Annotated in this window: 24 protein-coding genes and 2 pseudogenes; 18 read left to right on the forward strand and 8 right to left on the reverse strand. The window is 26.6% G+C overall.

What is annotated here, in order from left to right; genetic code table 11:
* Positions 1-254: 254 nt before the first annotated feature.
* Positions 255-1,139, reverse strand: a complete 885-nt coding sequence (locus QIA21_RS00265) for a P12 family lipoprotein (protein WP_301392653.1) — start codon at positions 1,137-1,139, stop codon at positions 255-257.
* Positions 1,140-1,675: 536 nt separating this feature from the next.
* Positions 1,676-2,384, reverse strand: a pseudogene (locus QIA21_RS00270) (class I SAM-dependent DNA methyltransferase); the annotation flags it as partial.
* A gap of 649 nt (positions 2,385-3,033) precedes the next feature.
* On the opposite strand from QIA21_RS00270, the pseudogene QIA21_RS00275 reads away from it, so the two are divergent.
* Positions 3,034-3,518 (forward strand): annotated as a pseudogene (locus tag QIA21_RS00275) (P13 family porin).
* 326 nt (positions 3,519-3,844) lie between these two features.
* Entirely contained in the window at positions 3,845-4,366 is a 522-nt protein-coding gene (locus QIA21_RS00280; protein WP_301392654.1) for a BBA03 family outer surface lipoprotein, read from the forward strand.
* 78 nt (positions 4,367-4,444) lie between these two features.
* Here the strand turns inward: QIA21_RS00280 and QIA21_RS00285 are convergent, their stop codons facing one another.
* From QIA21_RS00285 to QIA21_RS00295, 3 genes are all read right to left on the reverse strand, one after another.
* A complete protein-coding gene (locus QIA21_RS00285) occupies positions 4,445-5,305 on the reverse strand; it encodes a S2/P23 family protein (RefSeq protein ID WP_301392655.1) in 861 nt (286 codons plus the stop codon).
* A gap of 101 nt (positions 5,306-5,406) precedes the next feature.
* Positions 5,407-6,669, reverse strand: a complete 1,263-nt coding sequence (locus tag QIA21_RS00290; RefSeq protein ID WP_301392656.1) for a hypothetical protein — start codon at positions 6,667-6,669, stop codon at positions 5,407-5,409.
* 407 nt (positions 6,670-7,076) lie between these two features.
* Complete coding sequence (locus QIA21_RS00295; RefSeq protein WP_301392657.1) at positions 7,077-7,541, reverse strand: BBA07 family lipoprotein; 465 nt, start codon at positions 7,539-7,541, stop codon at positions 7,077-7,079.
* Positions 7,542-7,712: 171 nt separating this feature from the next.
* Here QIA21_RS00295 and QIA21_RS00300 point away from each other — a divergent pair, with 171 nt between their 5' ends.
* The 14 genes from QIA21_RS00300 to QIA21_RS00365 all read left to right on the forward strand — a co-directional run bounded on the left by QIA21_RS00300 (position 7,713) and on the right by QIA21_RS00365 (position 18,444).
* Positions 7,713-8,048 (forward strand): contractile injection system sheath initiator, encoded by a 336-nt coding sequence (locus QIA21_RS00300; RefSeq protein ID WP_301392658.1) that lies wholly within the window; start codon positions 7,713-7,715, stop codon positions 8,046-8,048.
* The gene (locus QIA21_RS00305) at positions 8,045-8,917 is read left to right on the forward strand and encodes a DUF276 domain-containing protein (protein ID WP_301392659.1); all 873 of its coding nucleotides are present in this window, start codon (positions 8,045-8,047) and stop codon (positions 8,915-8,917) included. Before QIA21_RS00300 ends, QIA21_RS00305 begins: the two co-directional genes overlap by 4 nt.
* Before the next feature lie 2 nt (positions 8,918-8,919).
* On the forward strand, positions 8,920-9,546 hold the full coding sequence (locus QIA21_RS00310; protein ID WP_301392660.1) for a DUF735 family protein: 627 nt from the start codon (positions 8,920-8,922) through the stop codon (positions 9,544-9,546).
* Between the two features lie 53 nt (positions 9,547-9,599).
* Positions 9,600-10,634 carry a DUF685 domain-containing protein gene (locus tag QIA21_RS00315; RefSeq protein ID WP_301392661.1) on the forward strand — a complete coding sequence of 345 codons (1,035 nt, stop codon included), beginning with the start codon at positions 9,600-9,602 and terminating at the stop codon, positions 10,632-10,634.
* 22 nt (positions 10,635-10,656) lie between these two features.
* A complete protein-coding gene (locus tag QIA21_RS00320) occupies positions 10,657-10,836 on the forward strand; it encodes a BlyA family holin (RefSeq protein WP_301392662.1) in 180 nt (59 codons plus the stop codon).
* The gene (locus QIA21_RS00325; RefSeq protein WP_091973357.1) at positions 10,833-11,252 is read left to right on the forward strand and encodes a BlyB family putative holin accessory protein; all 420 of its coding nucleotides are present in this window, start codon (positions 10,833-10,835) and stop codon (positions 11,250-11,252) included. Before QIA21_RS00320 ends, QIA21_RS00325 begins: the two co-directional genes overlap by 4 nt.
* Entirely contained in the window at positions 11,242-11,607 is a 366-nt protein-coding gene (locus QIA21_RS00330; protein WP_091973360.1) for a BBA14 family lipoprotein, read from the forward strand. The genes QIA21_RS00325 and QIA21_RS00330 overlap by 11 nt, the downstream gene beginning before the upstream one ends.
* A gap of 200 nt (positions 11,608-11,807) precedes the next feature.
* A complete protein-coding gene (gene ospA / locus QIA21_RS00335; RefSeq protein ID WP_301392663.1) occupies positions 11,808-12,629 on the forward strand; it encodes an outer surface lipoprotein OspA in 822 nt (273 codons plus the stop codon).
* Positions 12,630-12,638: 9 nt separating this feature from the next.
* Complete coding sequence (gene ospB, locus QIA21_RS00340; protein WP_301392664.1) at positions 12,639-13,532, forward strand: outer surface lipoprotein OspB; 894 nt, start codon at positions 12,639-12,641, stop codon at positions 13,530-13,532.
* Between the two features lie 559 nt (positions 13,533-14,091).
* Positions 14,092-15,288 carry a plasmid maintenance protein gene (locus QIA21_RS00345; RefSeq protein ID WP_301392665.1) on the forward strand — a complete coding sequence of 399 codons (1,197 nt, stop codon included), beginning with the start codon at positions 14,092-14,094 and terminating at the stop codon, positions 15,286-15,288.
* Positions 15,289-15,335: 47 nt separating this feature from the next.
* Complete coding sequence (locus tag QIA21_RS00350) at positions 15,336-15,920, forward strand: DUF226 domain-containing protein (protein ID WP_091973371.1); 585 nt, start codon at positions 15,336-15,338, stop codon at positions 15,918-15,920.
* Entirely contained in the window at positions 15,896-16,648 is a 753-nt protein-coding gene (locus QIA21_RS00355; RefSeq protein ID WP_301392667.1) for a ParA family protein, read from the forward strand. The genes QIA21_RS00350 and QIA21_RS00355 overlap by 25 nt, the downstream gene beginning before the upstream one ends.
* 29 nt (positions 16,649-16,677) lie before the next feature.
* Complete coding sequence (locus tag QIA21_RS00360; protein ID WP_301392669.1) at positions 16,678-17,223, forward strand: chromosome replication/partitioning protein; 546 nt, start codon at positions 16,678-16,680, stop codon at positions 17,221-17,223.
* Between the two features lie 789 nt (positions 17,224-18,012).
* Positions 18,013-18,444 (forward strand): DUF261 domain-containing protein, encoded by a 432-nt coding sequence (locus tag QIA21_RS00365; RefSeq protein ID WP_301392672.1) that lies wholly within the window; start codon positions 18,013-18,015, stop codon positions 18,442-18,444.
* A gap of 150 nt (positions 18,445-18,594) precedes the next feature.
* On the opposite strand, the gene dbpA is transcribed toward QIA21_RS00365, so the two are convergent.
* From dbpA to QIA21_RS00380, 3 genes are all read right to left on the reverse strand, one after another.
* A complete protein-coding gene (gene dbpA / locus QIA21_RS00370; protein ID WP_301392673.1) occupies positions 18,595-19,164 on the reverse strand; it encodes a decorin-binding protein DbpA in 570 nt (189 codons plus the stop codon).
* 218 nt (positions 19,165-19,382) lie between these two features.
* Positions 19,383-19,757: a DbpA/DbpB family decorin-binding adhesin gene (locus QIA21_RS00375; protein WP_363323795.1), complete on the reverse strand. Its 375-nt coding sequence runs from the start codon at positions 19,755-19,757 to the stop codon at positions 19,383-19,385.
* Between the two features lie 471 nt (positions 19,758-20,228).
* Positions 20,229-20,519 carry a hypothetical protein gene (locus tag QIA21_RS00380; protein WP_418905518.1) on the reverse strand — a complete coding sequence of 97 codons (291 nt, stop codon included), beginning with the start codon at positions 20,517-20,519 and terminating at the stop codon, positions 20,229-20,231.
* A gap of 124 nt (positions 20,520-20,643) precedes the next feature.
* Here QIA21_RS00380 and QIA21_RS00385 point away from each other — a divergent pair, with 124 nt between their 5' ends.
* Positions 20,644-21,237 carry a hypothetical protein gene (locus tag QIA21_RS00385; RefSeq protein WP_301392678.1) on the forward strand — a complete coding sequence of 198 codons (594 nt, stop codon included), beginning with the start codon at positions 20,644-20,646 and terminating at the stop codon, positions 21,235-21,237.
* 3 nt (positions 21,238-21,240) lie between these two features.
* Positions 21,241-22,593 carry a PBSX family phage terminase large subunit gene (locus tag QIA21_RS00390; protein WP_301392680.1) on the forward strand — a complete coding sequence of 451 codons (1,353 nt, stop codon included), beginning with the start codon at positions 21,241-21,243 and terminating at the stop codon, positions 22,591-22,593.
* The last annotated feature ends 78 nt before the right edge of the window (positions 22,594-22,671 follow it).

Here is a 22,671-nt window from a genome sequence, read left to right on the forward strand (position 1 = left end):
TAATAATTTTTTAATAGTATAAATATTTTAACTCTATAAATATAAATTAACCCTCAATAACTCAACATTTAAACATTTAACCTAAAAACTAAAACCTTAGCCCAAAAAACTCTAACTTTTAAATTGAATTTTTCACGAAACTTAAACTTTGCCTATAAAACTAAAACTCAAAATTTTTGAACTTTTTGCAAAAAGTAATTAGAGTCTTTTTAAAAAGACTCTAATATTAATATTTTTATATATTTTTTTACCTTTTACCCATTAACACTTGCTAAAACGGTTTTTGCATTTTCAATAAGCTCTTTTATATTTTTCTTGATGCCTAGTGCCTCATTTATTTTTAAAGAAGAAGCTTCTAAATTACTTAAAGAGCTGCTTGCATCCATTTGAGCTTGTCTAGATAATTGTAATGCATAAGATGCATTTTTTTTGCTCTCCAATCTTTTAATAATACTTTCTTTTAACCTTTTTTGAGCGCTATCAAAAAAGAACTCTGCAGATCTTATTTCATTTTCTGCTATATCGATCTTATTTATAAGTTGATCAGGTTCAATATGTTGTTTATTTAACTCATTTTGCAATTGTGTTAATCTCCTTATCTTATCTCTGTTGTTCTTATAATTTTCCATTAATAATGTTTTTTTATTTTGAATCTTTCCTATCACATCATAAAAATCATATTTTATTAAAGCATATTCATCTTTAAGTACACACACATTCTTGATTAACTCAGAAAATCCAGAGTCTCCAAGAATATTCTCTAGATATTTAATTGATTCATCTGCTTTCTTTTCTTCATTAGTAGAAGGAATTAAATCCTCTTTTTTTTGAACATGCCCAATTGAAATATTTGATATACCAATCTTATTATTCAATGATTCCAAAGACACCCCAGACTCTACAGGAACAATTAAATCCTCTAAATCATTAAATTTCCGTTCTCCAAAATTTTTAGTAAAAACTTTTTGCTTTTCTTGATTACTATATAAATTATTAAAAGCATCTTCCTGAACACTATCTGAAAATTCTTTTACATCATTGTTATTTTTTTGTCCTTTATTACCGGATAATTTAGAATCTAGATTACAAGACATCAAGCCTATCATTAATAATACATATAAAAGCAAATTTTTTTTCATAAAAATACTCTCCTCTTCTCCAATCAAGAATACATATCATAAATAATAATTATTCTTAATTAAGATTATATATCACTTTGTTTAAATTACAATAAAGTATGAATATAATTATTGATATTTTATATTTATGCTTATTAAGAATTCGGAAAATATCTGATAAACTGTGAACTACTATTTCTATAATCTAAAAGATTATAGAAATAGTAGTTCACTAAAACATTTAGAATGTTTACAAATTATTTAATGTATTTTTTCATTTTTTGAAACAATATTGTTATAACTTAGTTTAATAAGAAATTTGATTTCTTAAATTTGGAAATCCGATGTACACAGAATCTGAATATCTCCTCCACCCCCCATTTACCAATATCCATAACATATCTAGCAAAGCCTTCTTTTAAGTTATTTGATTAAAAGAAACAGTAACAACAATACAATAATATTTATTTTATTTGCCCTGGGTCTAAAGCTAAACTCTGCAAAATAATCACCATGTACTTTATCTTCGATTACTGAAAGATCGCAAATTATTGAAAAAGAACGCTAATCATTGTTCTTTCATTTGAGTTTCTTGCAAACTTTCTAAAGAATACTCTTTCAGTTTGACATTGGTTATCCTTAGCTAATACTTTTTCTAAGTCTTCTTTACTTATCCACAGCAATTTAGAACTTTCTTTTGCACCTTTATCTTGAAAAAATCTTGAATTAAATTGGTGAATATTAGCCCCCACAATATAGAAATATACGGTTTTCATCATTGCATTCTTTTATTAAAAATTTGAGCTTATTCATAGCTGTTGTGCTCAAACCCCCTATGAAGTTCATACAATATTCTGAAAAAAAAAGTACTAAATCGACTAAACATCTTATCAATAAGCTTAAGCTCAGCGCTATCTCTAAATTTTATTATTGACTCTTGAATAAGAGATAGTCTTTTGATTTGAGCTATATCCAATTCAATTCCCTTATAAGCATTTTCATTACCTTCTTCCAGATCACTGGTTATTTCTTTCATGATATTATCGCACTCTGAATAACAAATTTTACTCTAAATTTTGTTGTGGGTTCTTTAGTATTACTGATCTGAAATATTGCAAATTTGCAATCGGAGTTCATGGCCCTAAACCTTTTCTGATTTTCAAACTGATACACATAATTAAGTTTGTAATTTAAAAATATATGCTTTCTCAGTGTCTTAGAGATGAATTCGCACCACAAACCGGAAGGGATCAAATAAATTACATTTACTATTACAAACTATATCTAAAATTTTTTTCTTAATTATCGTGAATGAAAAATTATAGTTATAGACAACTTCTCTATTTGAAAAATCTAGTAATTAACTATATAACAAAAGATATAAAATAGTATTAGAATCGGGACACCACTGCTAATACTACAATGATACTTTTAATATAAATTGCTACTTGTTAGCATTATTATATCAAATAAGCTTTTTAACTTCTTGGTCAAAAAATCTCAAAGAGTATGTATAACTGGTAGATAGTACTATTTTTGTAAAAAAATTGTAACTATATTAAGTTACAATTTTAGTCTCTAAAGCTATATTGAAAATTGAATTTACACATTTTTTACATTTTTTAATCCTTATAGTCTTGTTGTCATCCTTATATCAAATAATTAAAAATCTCTTTTTAAAATCTTTCTATTTTGTCTTTAATAATAACAAACATTATAAAAAATGCATCAAATTTGGGTTTCAAAACAAAAAGCTTATTAATCGCTTACTTGCAAAGTAAAATTACAAAGTAAAAAATTAATTTTAGCAAATTATATTTTTTTTTGCTTGCAACAAACTGATATTAATTTATTATAAATTGCGCTAATATTTTATTTGTCAAAACTAAACTTATTACTAGGAGATAATAAAAACATGAAAAAAATTTTCACATTAATACTAATTTTTGGTTTGACAATCCAAATCTTTGCCACAAAAGATAAGCAAACTAGAATTGAAAAGGGTATTGAAAGTTTCAATAAATATGATAAAGAAAAATAAATCCAATAGGACCATTTCTTTTGAATTTATTTTTACCTTTTGGAATAGGATCTTTTGTCCAGGAGAATTATATTGGTGGTAGCTTTGTACTTGGATTTAATTTACTAGGAGCAGTCCTTTGGGGAACAGGAATTATTCTTAACAATCGTGAAACACAATTAACCGGATCCATACTAATAGGAGTAGGCGCAAGCATGTTTGTAATATCCTATGTAACCTCACTTATTATTCCATTTACATTTGCAAATTGGTACAATGAAAATCTTAAAAAAAGACTTAGCGCTGAGCTTGCAGGTTTTGAACCCAATTTTAATATTGGAATAAGCGGAGTCCAACTGTCTTTTAAAAAAAGTTATTAAATAAATATAAGACAACAATTTTTTAGATCTAATATTAAAAATCAATAATCCTAGGAAGAAAGCATTTATCTAGATGCTTTCTTCCTAGGATTATTGATTGAACGTAAAATATCTTTAAAACTCTTGAGAATACCAAAAACTCTTACAAAATTAAACTTATATGATGTTTAAACCCAATTAAGAAAATATTCTATATGCTAAATTAATACAATATTTTTAACAATTAATAATTATAATTATTAATTAAAATGTTCTAAACATTGTATTAAAATGATATAATTTTTAATTATTATTAATAATTAAAACTACTTTTTAAGGAGACTATTTTGAAAAAAACTATTTTTATATTTACCATATTAGCATTTTTGTTTAATTGCACAAACAAAACTAATGACGACGGACTAAACAATGGACTAGATGAAGAATCTCAAAAATTACAATCCAAATCAAATCTAGTTGATGAGGATAGAATTGAATTTAGCAAAACAACGCCTTTAGAAAAATTAATAAGCAAATTAAATTTAAACTATACTGAAAAAGAAACACTAACATTCTTAACAAACTTATTAAAAGAAAAACTAGTAGACCCAAATATTGGCTTACATTTTAAAAATACCGGTGGGGATGAAAGCAAAATAGAAGAAACTGTATACAAATTTCTATCAGATCTAAAAGAAGATGAAATAAAAGAAATGCTTGCAAAAATTAAAGAAAATAAAGATACAAAAGAAAAAGATCCTGAAAAGTTAGCCACTTATAAAACTGTAATTGCTAGCGGATTCGATGGAATTTTTAGTCAAGAATCAAATTCCAAAACCATATTCAACAACCTTAAAGACGCTGCATAACGCCAAACCAAATCTAAGATTTGCAATTCATTTTTTAAAGCTAGCGGTTAAGAACACCGCTGGCTTTAAAAATATTTTTTAGTCAATCAATGAATTAAATGTAAGACTTTTATTTTTTATATTAGGATATTTTTCAATTATTTTTTTCATAGTAACATTAAAAAGCTTAGAATCAAGTGAAATTCTGTAAACTTTTTCATTTTGTGGATACTGCTTAGACTTAATGGTGATCTCAGCAATCATACCGCTCCAAATTTCATTACTATAAAGAGAAGAAAAAGCCTCAACTACTTTTTTAGGATCACTAGAACCAAAAGGATATGCGGTTACAAGCCCAGATTCAACTGATTTTTCCAACATTGGAATTCCTCCAAAAAATCCAGTCTTATTTTCATTAAAATTTATATTGCTTCCCTTGCTTATCAATTTAAATCCAGAAACAGAATAAAGCGGATCACTCTCTCTAGTAGTCTCAAAAACAATCAAAGGCATAGCATAAGAAATGTAGCTTCCATCAACAGGAGAAACAAGATATGAATACTTAATACCCTTAAGCTCTTTAATAAAACTTCCACTCTCATTAAACAAATCTCTAGCTTTAATTTTTATCCAACGAACATAAATTGGAAGAAATAACACAGTAATTGATTTTGTTCCTTCTAAAAATTCTATTTGGTTGTAATCAATAAATTTATTTTTATTCTCAAGCGCTTTTAAAGTCTCATAATTTTGAAAATCAGACACCAAACCAGAATCACCAGACAACAGCCTAAAATTCATTAAACCTAAGTTCATCTTCTCTTTACCTGAAATATCTGAACCTGGAATATCTAATCCATTTTCTCCAATAAGCCTGCTACCCTCTTTCTCCATTTTTGAATTATTATCTAAATGACAACCTAGAATTAAAACCACAACGGATACAATGAATCTCTTCAAAACGCTCCCCCTTTAAAACTTTTCTCTAATATTAAAATTTTTAAATTTATATTATTAGAAGCAAATGTAGAGCAACTAGAGAAAAAGGCAAAATGAAAAACTTAGTGCCTACTAATCTCTTTTATCAAACTGTTTAAAATGCGATTTACATAATCATAAAGTTTTTTATCCTTACCAATATTGTTGTAATAAAGTTTAAAAATTTCTAAAAAAGTATTTCTAACTTTAAGAATTGATACTCTTCTGTTTTTATTCCTAATTAAGCCTAATGCTTGTTTGAAAGATTTACGTGATTTTTCCATTTCTTTTAAAAAAGCAGCAACATCATAATTTAATGTTATTTCCTCTAGCTTTCTTAATATCAATCTGGAATATTCCTTTCCAAGTCTTTTAAACAAATCGTCAAGATTCTCAAAATCTAATTCTCCATCTAGCAAAACTCTGCAAAATTGCAACGTTTCGTCTTCTTCATCTGTTAAATTACGCTTCCAATTTAAATGCCAATCAAGCTCTGACTTTGTAGTAAGAGAAAAATTTTTTAATTCAAGAAGCTCTTTGCTAACACTGCTAATTTGTTGATCAATTGTTTTTTCAAGAGCAACAAGAATGTCTGAGTTTGAACCATTGGCATTAATTTTAGTCAAATAAAACTGTTGACACAAATTCATATCTAAAAGAGAAATTTCATCTTCTCTATCACTCTTATCAGAATAATTTTCAATCAATCGCACTAAAATGCTCATTTTAGAAGACAAATCTCCCCATCGCTTTTTTCCTATATCAATCAAAAATTGATTAACATCTTTTTCACTGTATCTATACTTTGCCAACACTTCATCATTATTTAAAAGCCATCCACCAAGAGCATATCTATTCTCATCATTTTGCAAAGATTTCTTGAAAAACTCAAAATTTTTGTCCTCTTCTAAGTTTAAACGGGGAATCCAAATCTCATCATGAGCATTTTTCAGCAAAGCTTTACCGTGTCTTGACTTACCAATACTACGCTTTGGATAAGTTTTTTGCAAAGACCCAGAATTATCTAAATTAGACAAATCATCACCAGTCTGATCCAAGTCTAACGACATTGAATTTTCAGAATTTTCCAAAATCTTCAAATCTTTTTTAAGGTCTTTAAATTCTTTTGAACTTGCTCGGCCATTCTTTTTGTTCTTTTTGCTTTCCAAATTCAAATTGGAGTCTTTAAGCTTATTATTTTCAAGCTCTAAAGATTTTTTTTCATTACCTATTAAATCTTGTTTATTGTTAGAAATGGTAGTTTTTAAATCTTCTTCTAAAGACTTGCTATTACAATTAACAAAAAGCAGAAAGCTAATACCAAATGCAATTCCTATTTTATTCATAAATTAAATTTCCTCTATTTAATTATAGATTTAAATAAAAATATAGCTCACTTTACATACACTAAATGTATACATTATTTTAATTCTTACCATACAAGAAATTAGGACTAAAATTATTTTAATAATTATTTTTTTAAAATAAAAAAACGAATTAAAATAGCGATAATAAAGCATTAAGCCTAAATTATTCTAATAACACCTTTTAAAATAATATGGTATTAATAATACCATATTATTTTAATACGTTGAAAATTTCACAAGTAAATCAAAAACATTAACGTCAACCAAATCATTATAATTTAAATCTTCAATTCTAGACGTACTTACAACACAATAAAAAACAAATATAAACAGAAAGATTAACTCCCCTTTGAAGAGTTAATCAAACATTAATTAACACAAGAAAGTTAAAACGAAGCAGATACATCATAGTTTTTCACAAGATTACAAGCCTCTTCAATGTTTTTAGCAGTTGTAAAAGATTGTCTCAAATTATCTATGTAAACTTTTTCAACTTGTAACAACTGCTGCTTAGCATTAGCAACATTTGCATCATTTGAGCGCTCAAGAGCTATTTTGGCATTTCTTTTGGCTTGCAAACACTTAACAACAGTGGCAAGCATTTCTTTTACTTTGTCTTCATTTAAATTAAAAATTTGATTAAACTTATCAGGATTGCTATCAAGAACCACTTGTTCAATAAAAAACAAAGCTTCTTTTTGGTCATCATTTAAAGAATCAACAAAAGACGTTTTAAACTCTCTATTTACTGCGCCATTAGAAGACTTTAAAGACCTTCTCCTAATATCAGGATAATTAAATTCTTTACAAGAAAAAAATAATAAAATAAAAAATAATAAAATATTTTTCATACGATCTCCCACACCGTGATTACATCAATTAATTAAATTTAAAAATTTAATTAATTTTTTTTAAAAAAAATATAAATTATAATATATCTCAACATTTAAAATAATAAACATTTTATAAAACTTTATAGCAATATCGAATAAAATATGTTAGAATGATCTTGGTAGTTAAAAATGGATATTAAAATTGACGAAAAATTTAATATAGTATTTAGCAATGATCTTAAGTTAGCAGAAAACATTGAAGAGCAAAAACAGCGTTTATTCTTTTATCTTAAGACACCAAAAGGCAGTTTAAAAGAAAATCCAAATTATGGGTTTGACTCTAACTTTTACTTTAAAATTTGCAAAGCTAATAAAATAGAATCTATTAAAAATTTTTTCTTAAACCTTTCAAAAGAACTCAAAATAGATCTTATTAATGTTAAGCCAAGTATTAATAATAAAACAATAACAATAAAATTTTTCTTTTTAGGAAAAGACACTTTAAAAATGGATTTTAAAATATGAGTATAATTTTCGATAAAAACTTAGGAATTTTGGAAAAAACAATAGAAGAAATTCAAAATGAAAAAAAACATACTTTAAGGACAAAATATGGCATAAACATTAAAGATAATTCAATTTACGACATAATAAACTTTCCAAGCTCAAGCATTGACAAACAAATATCAGAAGTCTTAAAAGAACTTTTTTTAAAAATAAAAGAAAATGGAAGCTATTTTAATGCACTCAAAGAAGACTTAAGTACTCCTAAAAGCTCAACTTACGAAGCTGTAAGAAAAGCTTTGTTAAATGTTTCAGGCGTTAAGCACATAAACATTTTAAGTGGACCTGGAACAATTAATCTCTATTTAATACTAGAAGACAATTGTTTTAAAGACAAAGAAAAAAATCAGATTAAAATTGAAACAAAACAAAATATTTGGCAAGCAATATACTATACAGCGCCAAGCGGAACTGTTTTTAAAGGTGACATTGAGATTGAGTTTTTAAACAAACACAATCAAAAAAAAATATACAAATTCAGCCTGGGTGAAAAAAAATATGCATATCTAAAAGCAATCTATAAAACAGAGGCAAAAGACGCAATCTACAAAGAAATAGATGCTCAAATTAGAGAAATTTACAATAAAATATTAACCGAAAAATACATTGAAATGGGAACATCTCTTAGATACCAAGACTTTCTTGCACCAGTTAGCATTATCAGGGGAATAAAAGAACTAAAAATTGGAACTTGTATTAAAAGTGATGACACAAAAAAAATCACAGAACTTAGTGAGAGTGATTTTAAATTCAATAAAGACGAAAACGCCAAAGAAAATGAAATCATTATTTTTGATACAAATAAAAGACTGCTTATTAATAGAGAATAAAAATGAACAAAGAGATACCAAAATTTTTAGAAAATACCCAAATTGAAAAGTTCATTTACAATGAGCTTGATTACAAAAAAGAAATATTAAAAGAACTAAAAGAACTGCTTGAAAACTTTAAAACAATCAATGTTAAAGACAGCATTAACTCTAAGTATATTGCATTACTAATGCTTTCAATATTTAACGCCTTTCACTTTAAAAAAGAGCTAGACAAAAATCTTGTCAATTCTTTAAACGCCATTATTTTTGCAATCAAATCTATTGGCACTGACGAGAGCTTTATTGTGCTGTTTAAAGCTTTTTTGCATGCAAATGTAGAAGTAAGCTCAAACGAAAATACTCCAGGTGAAATAATAATAAAATTGCTTGGAAACATTAAATCTCCTGTTGAATTTAACATTGCAGCGAAAAACCAAAAGAATCTAAAAAAACTAACTGTAAAACACGCTGGGTTTAAAAAAACTCTTGTTTCCAACTATATGCCTAAAGATTACAAAAATTCGGTATATGAATTTATTAAGATATTAATTCCTATAGGAAGAATAGTAAAAATAATAGACAAAGAACAAATAGAAATAAAAAGCACAAGAATACAAAAATTTTATAAAGTAGATAATTTTTTTTGATCTACTAAAGTATAAATAAATTTAAAACTAAAAGAAATTTAAAAGGAGAATTTATGAATACCGACGAACCACAAGAAAGCGTACAAATAAAGGATTTAAATAGAAAAACAAAAGTTAATCAAAGTGATCTTATTCCTGTTGATGATATAGTAGAAGATACTTGTGCAATCACATATAAACATCTCCTAGAACAAATACAAAACGATACATTTTACAACAGCGAATTTCACTGCTTTAAAAAAGCAATAAAAGAGGTAATTAGCAAAGAACTCTTAGAAAACAAAGAATATATAAAAAACATTTACATTAAAGTAATCTCAAAGCTTTTAGGGCTAAGTACACCACTTGAAAATATAGATTTTGATACTGTTTTTAGAAAAGTTAAATCTACGTTTATTTCAAGCTTAAAACACACAAACACAAAGCTACCTTCAAACAAAATTTCAATTTATAACTCAACCACGAAAGATCTTGAACTTATTCAATTTGAAATCTTTATTGAAAGCTTAAAAGAAGTTCTTGCAGAAAAATCTGAAATAAATCAACTCAAAAACGACTTAACCAATTATTTACAAATAAAAGATTTTACAGATAAATTTAAAGACTCTTTCAAATCAATACCTAAAAACACTTTTGACACAAAAAATGAACAACTTGTAAGCTGTTATCAAAACGGAATTCCACAAATCGTAAACACTCCTATTTGGTGGCAAGGAAAACCACATGACTTTGGGGGACTACATACAATAGTCGATGACACTGCAATACTAGAATTCCAATATAAGAATAAAGCCACAACCATTGTACTTAAAAATAAAAGCAGCGCATCAATCGTGATAAACGAATCATACAAAGACAACTACATTTACTTGCAAATTGACGCGGAAATTAGGCATTCAAGCTCAACAGAAGATCACAATAAACAATTTTACCTTCAATTTGCAAAAAGCTCTGCCAAAATACTAATAGCCTCATTCTCTTCGCAAAACATGCCCACACTTAAAACACCAATTTACAATGGTTGGTACTACGTTGGATCAGGCAGCCTGAACAAAGGACAATTGATGCCAATACTAAACAAAGTATAAAAATAAATTAAAAGGAGATATTATGGATACAATACTTATTTTTTTGTCAACAATTGACAACACAAAACTCATTATATTAGGAGGATTTATAGTGCTAGCAATAATGCCAATGATTTTAGCAATAAAGCCTCAGTTTAGAGAAAATTTAAACTTGCTCATAGAAAAGCTCTTAAAAAATATAAATAAAAAGGAAACAAAATGAACAGTAAAATAAATATCAACTTTGGTGTTGAAGCTTTAAACAATTTATATGATTTTCTAAAAAGTAGTGATTCTCCAACAGAAATCAGAGTAGAAAAGGGAATATATTTAGGACTCAATCTTTACAACCTAATAATGAGCATCTACAAAGAAAAAATCAGCACTCTTGAGAAAGAAGAATCAATAAAAATATTAAATGAAATTGAAAATATTAATAATAAAATTACTCAACTTATATCAAGCATTAATGACGAGAGAGATGCAAATATTATTGAAAATTTAAGAGCAGAAAGAAACCAACTAATGGAAATCAAAACCAAAACACTCCAAGAACAAATAAAAGGATTCTCAGAAGATTTGCAAAACAGCTCTAGTAACAATGAGAAAGACTTAAAAGGAGATAAAATTGAAAATTAAAAATTCCTCTTTTTTATTTTTATTAAGCATGCTTCTAATCTTTTCATGCTCTACAATAGCAAACCTTCCAGAAGAACCACCATACCCAAAAGAGTCAACATTAAAGGCTTTAAGCCTATATGAAGCGCATCTTTCAAGCTACATCATGTATTTGCAAACATTTCTTATAAAAACTAAACAAAAAGTAAATAATAAAAATTATCCTGAGTTTGAACTTTTTGACACCAGCAAACTAGAAAAAGATCAAACTCTAAAATCAATCAAAACAAACATTTCTAATTTAAAAAATTACATTGACAAAATAAAACCAATTGCAATGCAGATTTACAAAAAATATTCAAAAAATATACCTTAAGGTTGTTTGATTTTCCTTTTTTCCAAAAGTCCCAATTATGGGACTTTTTTAAAAAAATAAAAAGTCTATATTTGTTTCATACTTAATTAAAATTAATATCATTTTATTTTTTTTTAATTTTCTATTTGTTATTTTTGATCTTATACTATAATTGTATTTGTATTAAGTTATATTAATATAATATAAAAGGAGAATATATTATGAAAAAATATTTATTGGGAATAGGTCTAATATTAGCCTTAATAGCATGTAAGCAAAATGTTAGCAAGCTCGATGATAAAAACAGCACTTCAGTAGACTTGCCTGGTGGCGTGAAAGTTCTTGTAAGCAAAGAAAAAGACAAGGACGGTAAATACACCCTAATGGCAACAGTAGACAAGCTTGAGTTAAAAGGAACTTCTGATAAAAACAACGGTTCTGGAACACTTGAAGGTGCAAAAACTGACAAAAGTAAAGTAAAATTAACAATTTCTGACGATCTAAGTAAAACCACACTTGAAACTCTAAAAGAAGATGGCAAAACATTAGTATCAAGAAAAGTAAACTCTAAAGACATGTCATCAGAAGAAGAAAAATTCAATGACAAAGGTGAATTAGCTGAAAAAGTAATTCTAAGAGATAACGGAACCAGACTTGAATACACAGAAATAAAAAGCGATGGAACCGGAAAAGCTAAAGAAGTTTTAAAAAACTTTACTCTTGAAGGAACTCTAGCTAATGACAAAACAACATTGACAGTCGTAGAAGCAACAGTTACTTTAAACAAGCACATTGAAAAATCTGGAAAAATAACAGTTGATCTTAATGATACTTCAACTACTGCTGCGACTAAAAAAACAGCAGAATGGGATCCAAATAATTCTACTTTAACAATTTCTATTAACAACAAAAAAACTACACAACTTGTATTTACAAAGCAAGACACAATAACTATGCAAAAATACAACACAAATGGTGACGCTTTAGAAGGTGTAGCAGTAGAAATTACAACACTTGACGCACTTAAAAACGCTTTAAAATAAGGAGAATTTATGAAACAATATTTACTAGGATTTGCTTTAGTATTAGCTTTAATAGGATGTGCACAAAAAGGCGCTGAGCAAAAAAACACTTCACAAGATCACAATGATCAAGAAATTTTTGATTCCAGCAAAGTATCAAAGGACTCTAAACAATCTATTCCTTTGACAACAGAAAACTCTGTGTCTTTATTTAATGGTGATAACATTTTCATAAGCAAAGAAAAAAATAACGCTGGTAAATATGACTTAAGAGCGGTGATTGACAAGATCGAATTTAAGGGAACATCTGACAAAAATAACGGATCTGGAAGTCTTGAAGCTTTAAAAGCTGACAAAAGTAAAATAAAAATATCTATTTCTGACGATCTAAATTCAGTAACTACAGAAACATATGATGCTGGCAACAAAAAGGTTTCAAGCAAAGTTATTAAAAAACAAGGATTGCTAACAGAAGAAAATTTCAAAGCTAATAAATTAGACTCAAAAAAAATAACAAGATCAAACGATACTACACTTGAATATACAGAAATGACAGATGCTGAAAATGCTGTAAAAGCAGTAGAAACTCTAAAAAATAGCATTAAGTTTGAAGGAAATCTTGTAGGTAACAAAACATCAGTTAGCGTAACAGAAGGTACTGTTACATTAACAAGAGAAATTCAAGATGGAAAATTAAAAATCTTCTTAAATGACACCGCATCTGGTTCTAATAAAAAAACAGCAACATGGCAAGAAACTGCTCAAACCTTGACAATTACTGTTGATAGTAAAAAAACTAAAAACCTTGTGTTCTTATCAGATGGTACAATTACAGTGCAAAATTATGACTCAAATGGTACTAATCTTGAAGGCAAACCAAAGGAAATTAAAGATCTTGCAGAACTTAAAGCTGCTTTAAAATAACATATAAATAAACCTCCTACAAAGGAATTATCCTATAGGGGGTTACATATTCCAATCTAAAAATTGAATTTATATATTTTTCAATTTGTTACTTCTAGAAAAAGTCTCTTAAGAGACTTTTTCTCTCTTTATAAGAGAAAAAACAATAATATACAAATCAAACCATTTGACTTTTTAAAATCAAAATAAAAAGCTCTAATAAACTAAATGTACAGCTAAAATTAAGAAAACTAATGGGGCTAATTCCTTCACTCAAGTCTAACTCTTGAATGAAGGATAAAATAAAAAAATAATCTAAATTCTTAATAAAATTAAACCCATCGCTAATAAGCTTACTATTTTAAATAAAAATTAACGCGTAAAAATAATTTACTCTTAATATAAGTCAATTCTTTTTTATATTTTATTACAAAAACTTAATTTTGTAAAGTATATTTAACAAATATGCATTAAATATACTTTTTTTTTATTTTTTATATAAAAATACTTTACTTTTTTAAGAAACTGTACTATTAATTAATTTAGAATTAAAGAAATTACTTATATTAGGAGTATAAAATTGAAAGAATCAAAACAAAAATCACTAAACACTACAAAAAAGGTAAAAAAAACTACAAAGAATTTCCAACACAACTTGATTGTATTAATCTCTACTCTCAACTTTATAAACTCAAACTTTAAAAAATACACACAAAAAAACATACTCTATTTTCTAAATAAAAACCTTGAAAGGAATAAACAAAAACCCATAAAACTAAAAACACTACAAAACTATTTATATACACTAGAGAAAAAATTTAAAGTCACACTAAACTACTGCAAACATTTGGGAAAAAATTCTGGAAGTGAAACTTACTATAAACTGAAATATGAAAAAGAAAAATGCTATTCAATAATTAATACATACTTTAAAGAAAAAACAACTAATAAAATTAACGAATTTATGCAAAGAATAAAAAAATTCAATCAAATAAATGGTAGTGTTAAATGGGAGTGTATTAATAATACTAATAATATATATAAATATAAAGAATATAGAAATATATACCAAAATTACAAAAAAACAACAAATAATGACATGCTAAAAAAATATTTAAGCAAGTGTAATTTTAAGACAGAAATTCCAAATCTAATAATGGCTTTAGAAACTACACATAAGTCTAAAATCTACCATTTAAGAAACCTAAAGCATATTGAAAACGATCTAAAAGAAATAGATGCAAAAAGCATTGAAAAGCATCTATCAAATGTAATAAAAGAAAACAAAAATAACCCGGGATACCTATGTAAATTTTTTAAAAACAACGGATACAAAAAGCTAATAAATAAAATAAAAGAAAAAAATAAAAAATACAAAAACAAAAAAGAAATTTTAAAAAAAATACTTGAAGAGAAAATAATAGATTTAGAAAATGAGAAATATAAAAAAGAAGATCTCGATAAGTTTTTCAGCAAAACGTACGAAATTTACAAAACAAAGCCACATTTCATAATAGAACACAAAAAATATCCAGATTTAGATAAGTTGGTCAAAAGGGCAAAAACAGAAGTTCCAAAAATTCAAGACAAAAAAGAAAGACTTAAAAGTATAAAAAACAACATTTTTAGTATATTATTAGAACAGTTAAGGCATAAAGTAGATAATGATAAATTAATTCCTACTTTAAAGACATTCATTGAGAATGAGCCCGATCTTAAATATAGCAAGGTATTTGATAATTCCTACTATAATGATTTGATTAAAATAGTGAGCTGAAAATAAAATGCAAAGTTTAGCTCTGTTATTAAGGAAAAAGGAAAAAAATGACGGCTTTACTTGAACGATTAAAGCAAAAACAAAAAGAACTAAAATTAAACATAGATAATAAATCAAAGTTTAAAAAAGAAAAAAAGGCCAATGTCTTTTCTAAGATTGAGGAGGTTAAAGGTAGAAAAATATACCATACTAAGATTTTTAATGACTTTTATACATTTGGAATAAGTAAAAACGAACCCACAAAATTTTTCCTTTCTTTAAGGGGAATCTTTAACATAGAAGACATAAGTATGTTTCATTTATTCTCTTTAAGAGAAGACGATGAATTTATAGGAATTTATTATGGAATAAGAAAGCTTGATAAAGCATTTATTGTAAAGAATTTCAACAAAAAAGAAACTTATACCTTAAGAAAATGTGAATATATTGAATTTAAGTTTAAAAAAGGGTCTGTTTTTTGTTATTTAAACGGTCTTCATATTTTACTTAAAAAGGATAGGGTCAATAGCCCTTATTACAACACGCTTTTAAATATTCTTCTAGAATTAGAAAACGAACTATACATTTTTTATAACAAAAAATTATCAAAAGGGGGAATTATTCCTGAATGGATAAAAAAGAGACAAAAGTAGTAACGATTGCAAGCATAAAAGGTGGTGTTGGTAAGAGCACAACAAGTTTAATTTTTGCTACATTACTTTCAATCAAATGTAAAGTTCTTTTAATAGATATTGATACTCAAGCTTCAACAACAAGTTATTTTTTTAAAAAAATTAAAGACAGCAATGTAGATCTAATAAACAAAAATATATACGAAGTATTGATATCAAATTTACATATAGATAATGCATTAATAACTATTAACAAAAACTTGGATTTAATTCCAAGCTATTTGACATTACATAAATTTAATTCAGAGTCTATTCCTTATAAAGAATTTAAATTAAAAGAACAGCTGAAATTACTTAGCAATCATTATGATTATATAATACTTGATACGAATCCCAGCTTAGATTTTACTTTAACAAATGCTCTTGTGTGCAGTAATTATATAATAATACCAATAACAGCAGAAAAATGGGCAGTTGAGAGTTTAGATCTTTTTACTTTTTTTATGAACAAGCTATTATTAACTTTGCCAATGTATTTGATCAATACTAAATTTAAAAAAAACAACACTCATAAGGAACTTTTAAAGGTTTTAGAAAAAAATAGTAATTTTTTAGGGACAGTGTCTGAGAGAGAAGATTTGAACAAAAGAATAGCAAAAAATGACATATTTGATTTGACGAAGGATTACATAATAGAGTACCAAAACACGCTTACTGCGTTTTTAAATAAATCAGGTTACGTACACTAAGTGTACTCAGTTGTAAAGGAGAAACACAAGTGGATATAAAAATAAATAAAAGAAATTTATCTGAGAGTGTTAGAGAAGAAGAACAGGCGCTTGTTCATTACAACAAGCTTAAAGAAAAATTAAAAATCAATTTTCAAAAAGAAATTTACTGCAAACTAGAAGCAATGAAAGTTTTAAAAGAAATTAAAGATAAAGAATATTATAAACTTGACAACTATTCTAGTTTTGATGATTTTGCAAAAGACTACAGACTTGCTAGAACTCAAACATATAAATATCTCAAAATTGCAACAGCAATAGAAGAAGGGTTAATTGAAGAAAAGTATGTAGTTAAAAACGGGATTAATGAGACAATTTGTTTGCTTAAAACAAAAGAAAGTCCGAGTTTAAAAAAATCTAACCAAAACCCAATAAAACCACTAAGATTCCAGCTCAAAAAGGAAGAATCTTATTCTTTTTATAAAAAAAATGCTAAGCTTACTAGCTTTCTTTTGGAAAAAATTTTTTTTGAGGAAAAAGATTTTTTATTAAAAATAATTGAAGAATTTGAAACTTCAAGAAGCAAACGAAAATGAAATATTTATTTGCAAAACTTGAAAAGTTAGTGTATACTTTATAGGTACAGACTGACACGCAATGTGTCGCTCTTAATATAAGGACCTGTTACCTTAAAGGGTTTATTGGGGATTCTTTAGAAAGAAAATCCAATAAACCCTTTAACTTTTGATTGGAAGTTTTTATTTTTAAGAGTAATTTTAGAAAAATTTAGAAAAATTTAGAAAAGTATTTACAAAACACAAATTTTTTTATACTATAATATTAGTAAAAAACTTATATTAGGGGTTAAGATGATAAGGCTTAATAAGATTAAAAGGAAAGAATGTTACAAATTTTTAATTAAAGCTTTTGCTATTAAAACAATGTGTTTGAGTGGCTTGGTTTTAGTAATATTAAAGATTATTCTTAAAACCAAATATTTTCTTATTAAGCTTTTAGATTCTAAATTGAGATTTATTATTGATGTGCAGTCCATTAAAATGTAAAAACAAAATATTAGATTATCAATGTTTTAGAGATTTTAATGGCGTGTCTTTATAAGAGATCTCAAATGTTTGTTCTTTGTAAATAAAAATGGACAGGCATGTTCAGTTATTTAAAAATTGTATTTAAAAATTGTTTATTTTAAGATACATGAAAAACAAATTGTGAGTACACTCACAATTTGTTTTAAGTTTTTTATTCAAATATGAGTAAAAGTAAAGCACCAAAATTCATAGTTTTAGCGACTTGATTAATGGGTTTCAAGGAGTTTGATTTTAAATAGTAAACATTTTTACGATTTAAAATCTTAGGAGAATTAAAAAATGTTTATTGAAAAAATATTACAAAGCAATAAAGATCTGTTTAAAGACATTCAAAAGTCTGGATGTTATTTTTTGTCTTTGCACTATTGGATATTTATTTTGACAGGTTTTGATTTTAAGGTAAAAGACGTTAATTTAAATTATCAACGGTTTTTGGAATTAGGTTACATTAGAAATGATTGCTATATTTTAAATCCATGTAAGATTCTTGAGTGTTATAAAATATTTTCTAAGGTTAGATATGAAAATCCGCTTTATTTTCCTGTAGCTGGTAAAGAGTTTGAAATAACAGCGATTAAGCCAAAAGATCAGGCTTTTGTTCATTTTATTGCAATGGATAACAATAAAGTGCTTTATGACAGTCTTGATTTAAAATCTAAAGGAAAGAAATTTAAAATAGTATCAAAAAGAATATTTAATTATTTTATTTGAAAATGTTAATGTAGTTTTTTATTAATATTTTTCGTAGCATTATTAATGCAAATGCATTGTAAAAATTATATTAGACTTATTAAGTCCAAACAACCTAAAACCGGTTTTAGGTTGTTTGGACTATTGTTTAAAGTTAGGTATAAAAAGTGCTTATCTAGAGGAACCATTGCTAGTATTATTATTTTTATCTTTTTTCTCAAGGGCGTCTTTATTTTTTTTATGAACATTTTGCAATTTTTCTTTCATTGCTTTTGCAATCTCAAGAACCCCTTCAGCTGTATTTGGAGGAGTTTTTTCAGCTGCCTGTGAGACTGTTCCCGTCATATTTTGTATTCCAATCTTTTCTAGTGATGCTGCGGCTTTAAGCATTAAGTCATTCATTGCTGAGAATTGGCTGCTACTTCCGCTCTCTTTAATGCTGGTAGCTTCCTCTTCTATTGCTTTTAGGAATCTTTCTGCAACAGCAATAGCTCTAATTTTTGCTTTAAATATGAATGGGTTTTCTGATACTTTAGCGCCTGTCGCTTTATCTGTGTGAGATTCTAATTTTACGCCTTGTTCAGCAGCCTCTTTTGTAATTTGATCTATTTCATCTTGAATGTTTTGAACTGATGATTCTAATTTAACTTTCATTTCTCCTGTTAAACCACATGCTATAAAGAGTTTAACAAGTAAAGTTAATTTAAGTAAATTTTTAAAATTTTTATTATATTTAGTCATACATTATCCTTGTTCTTGAATTTAAATTTAAACAAAAGTATTAAATAAATATTAAATTGTAAAATTGAGACTCGCTAAAATTTTATTTTTAACGCATTCTAATTACAATATTTTAAGATTTATTTCTTTTTTTTGATTTTATTGTTTTTTTTCTCCTCACCGTTAAGGTTTTGTTTTTTCTTAATCTTTTCTAGATTATTTTCTATTTGCACCTTAGTCTAAAGCAATCTTTCGACTGTGTTTATAGGATTTTTTTCAACTTCCACTAAAACGGAGTCTTTTGCTTTTATTCCAATCTCTTCTAATGATTCTACGATTTCAAGCATTAAATCAAACATATCCGAGAACTCACTACTGTTTCCATATTCCTTAAGTTTTAAAGCTTCTTCTTCTATTGTCTTAAGAAATTTTCTTGTTGCATCAATGGCTTGTACTTTTGCTTCTCTTAAGGTTAATCCTCCGCTTGTCACTTTAGAACCGGTTTCAGTGTTTGTAAAAGCTACAAAATTTACACCCTTTTCAGCGGCTTCCTTTCTTATTTGCGAAATTTTGTCTTTTACATCCTTGGAGGATGATTTAAGTGCTATCTTTATTTCTTCTGTTTTTTTCCGTTAATTCAAAATTACAGGATGTCAACAGAGCAACAAACAAAGCTACGATTATTAAATTAAATTTTTTCATTTTATTACCTCCTTATTAAAATATTTAATATTAAATTAAATTTTAGCCCATTTTATTGGAAATAAAATGGGCTAAAATGACCAATAAAGTTAAAATAATTTTTGGATTTGTGCTATAATTCGAAAATTATTTTAAAGTGTATTATTTTGAATTGTTTTTATTGGGGGCATAAATTTGTTTTATGCAAATTTAGCAATAATATTGTTTGGAGTTACAAGCTAGTTTTTGATTTTAAGATTCAAGCCAGTTTGACAAAATATTGTAAATTAATTATTTTCTAAATAAAATCAAAGATCTAAAAAAATTAGGTCTTAAAAAGAAAAGAGAAGCCATGCTCCCGCAATTTATTGGCTTCTCTTTTGACTATTTTGACTGTTGTTTAATTAAGGAGAAGGAGTAGCAGGTTTAGAGACGGCATCTTTTAAGCCTTTAAAAAATCGTCCTGTTTTTTGTGCTCCAGAGACTATTTTATTTTTTCCTTTAACTATTATGTCTAGTAAACTTTCATTAGATGTGTTGTTGCCAGCAGCTTCTATTAACTGTTTTAGTGCTTCATTTTGTTCGGTAGCAACGATTTCCTTGATTCTTGTTTCTTGTTCTTGGGTAAATCCCCTGTTGTCCATATTGCAGGATAACATTAGTGCTGGCAGCAAAATATATTTTATTTTAAACATTTCTTTCTCCTTTACCATTTATTTTTATTCTATTTAAAAAATATATCTCACTAATTTAATTATTCCTAATGAAAAACATTTAATTTTTCTTGAGTTTTTAAAAAAATTTAATTAAAATAAAATAATGATATTTAAAAATAGAAAAGAAGAATATATTTTTTTATTTAAAAAAGGTTTAAAAGATTTAGACATTGCTGAAATTTTGGGTGTTGACGAATCTTTTGTGGCAAAAGCTAGAAACAAATATTTTAAATCCAATGATTTTGTTTGTAAAAGTGATCCTTTTTCTAGTGACTCAGCAGTAAAGAGTATTTCTAGAGCATCTTTTAATGAGGATAATTTTAACAATTTAATACTACTTACTACAAAAAAGGCTTGTGAGTTGGAAAATGCTAAAAACGAGACTGAAAGACTATTTTACGAGATAGTTTGTTCTTTTATTGATTCTCACAACAGATATAAAAATCTTAATTTGAAATCAATAAAAAAAGATGTATTAATCTTGGATTTAAAAATTAGCAAGCTTCAATGCGAGATTGATAGCAACAAAAAAAAAGGTTTCAAGGGTAATGAAAGTTTTGAAATAGAGCTTGCTGATAAGATCAAAAAGAGAGAAGATCTTGAAAAGGAGCTTATTAATATTTGCATGAGAGAGGATTATAATGCCCTTGTTAAACTTAAATCTATTTTAAATAGTAAGAATTTAAAATTGGGGTAAAATTTGAAATTCTTGAAATCCTTAACATTTCTTAATCTACAAAAAAAGTTTAAAAATAAGTTCAATATTAATATTTTGGATTATATTAAGCCAAAATCAACCAATATTTGTTTTAAAGATTTTGAAAACAAATATTTAACCGATAAACAAAAAGAAGTGCTTGTTGATATAGAAAGTCACGATTATTCAAAAGTAATATTTAGTGGTGGGATTGCAAGCGGTAAGACGTTTTTAGCTTCATATTTGCTTGTTAAAAAGTTAATTGAAAACAAGTCTTTTTATGAGAAAGATACTAATAATTTTATTATAGGCAATTCTATTGGTTTGTTAATGACGAATACTATAAAGCAAATAGAAAAGATTTGCGATTTGTTAGGAATTGATTATCAAAAAAAGAAAAGCGGTGAATCTTTTTGTAAAATAGCAGGGCTTGAGCTTAATATTTACGGGGGTAAAAACAGAGATGCTTTTTCTAAGATTAGAGGGGGCAATAGTGCAATAATTTATGTAAATGAAGCAACAGTAATTCACAAAGAAACTTTGCTTGAGGTTCTAAAAAGGCTTAGAAAGGGTAAAGCAATCATTATTTTTGATACAAATCCCGAAAGTCCAGCTCATTATTTTAAAACAGACTATATTGAGAATACAGATGTTTTTAAAACATATAATTTCACAACGTATGACAATCCTTTAAATTCAGCAGATTTTATTCAAACTCAAGAAAAGCTTTACAAACATTTTCCTGCTTATAAGGCCCGAGTGCTTTATGGGGAATGGATTTTAAATGAATCTGCACTATTTAATGAAATGATTTTCAATCAAGATTATGAATTTAAAAGTCCAATAATGTACATTGATCCTGCATTCTCGGTAGGAGGAGACAATACGGCTATTTGTGTTTTAGAGCGCACTTTTGAGAAGTTTTATGCATATATTTATCAAGACCAAAAACCAGTAAGTGATAGCCTAATGCTAGGCTCCATTCAAGTTTTAATAGAAAATTTCAATGTAAATACTGTTTATATTGAGGAGAGAGATAGCACCAAAGGAGATGGAATTTTAACCAAGACAATTCTTTTTCTGAGAAATAAGAGCATTTGCTATTTTAAAGTTGCTCCAATAAAGCCTTTGAGCAATAAATTTAAAAGAATTTGTGCTCTTATTCCTTTATTTGAAAGCCAAAAAATAGAATTTTTAAAAATAATAAGCAAAAATGTAATAACTGATATTTACAGCTATAAAGGAGACGGCAAAACAAAAGATGACGCACTTGATTCTCTTGCGAATGCTTATCTTCTTTTAACGCTAAGTTATAAAGAAAAACTATTTCATTTCGGCAAGTTTAAATATTTATGATTTGATCTAAATTTTAGTTATCAATTTTCATTTTTGTTTAATAGATATTTAAAATTTTTTATTTCTTTTGCTGATTTT

Source organism: Borreliella japonica (genome assembly GCF_030438115.2).
In the GTDB taxonomy this organism is placed as follows: Bacteria; Spirochaetota; Spirochaetia; order Borreliales; family Borreliaceae; genus Borreliella; species Borreliella japonica.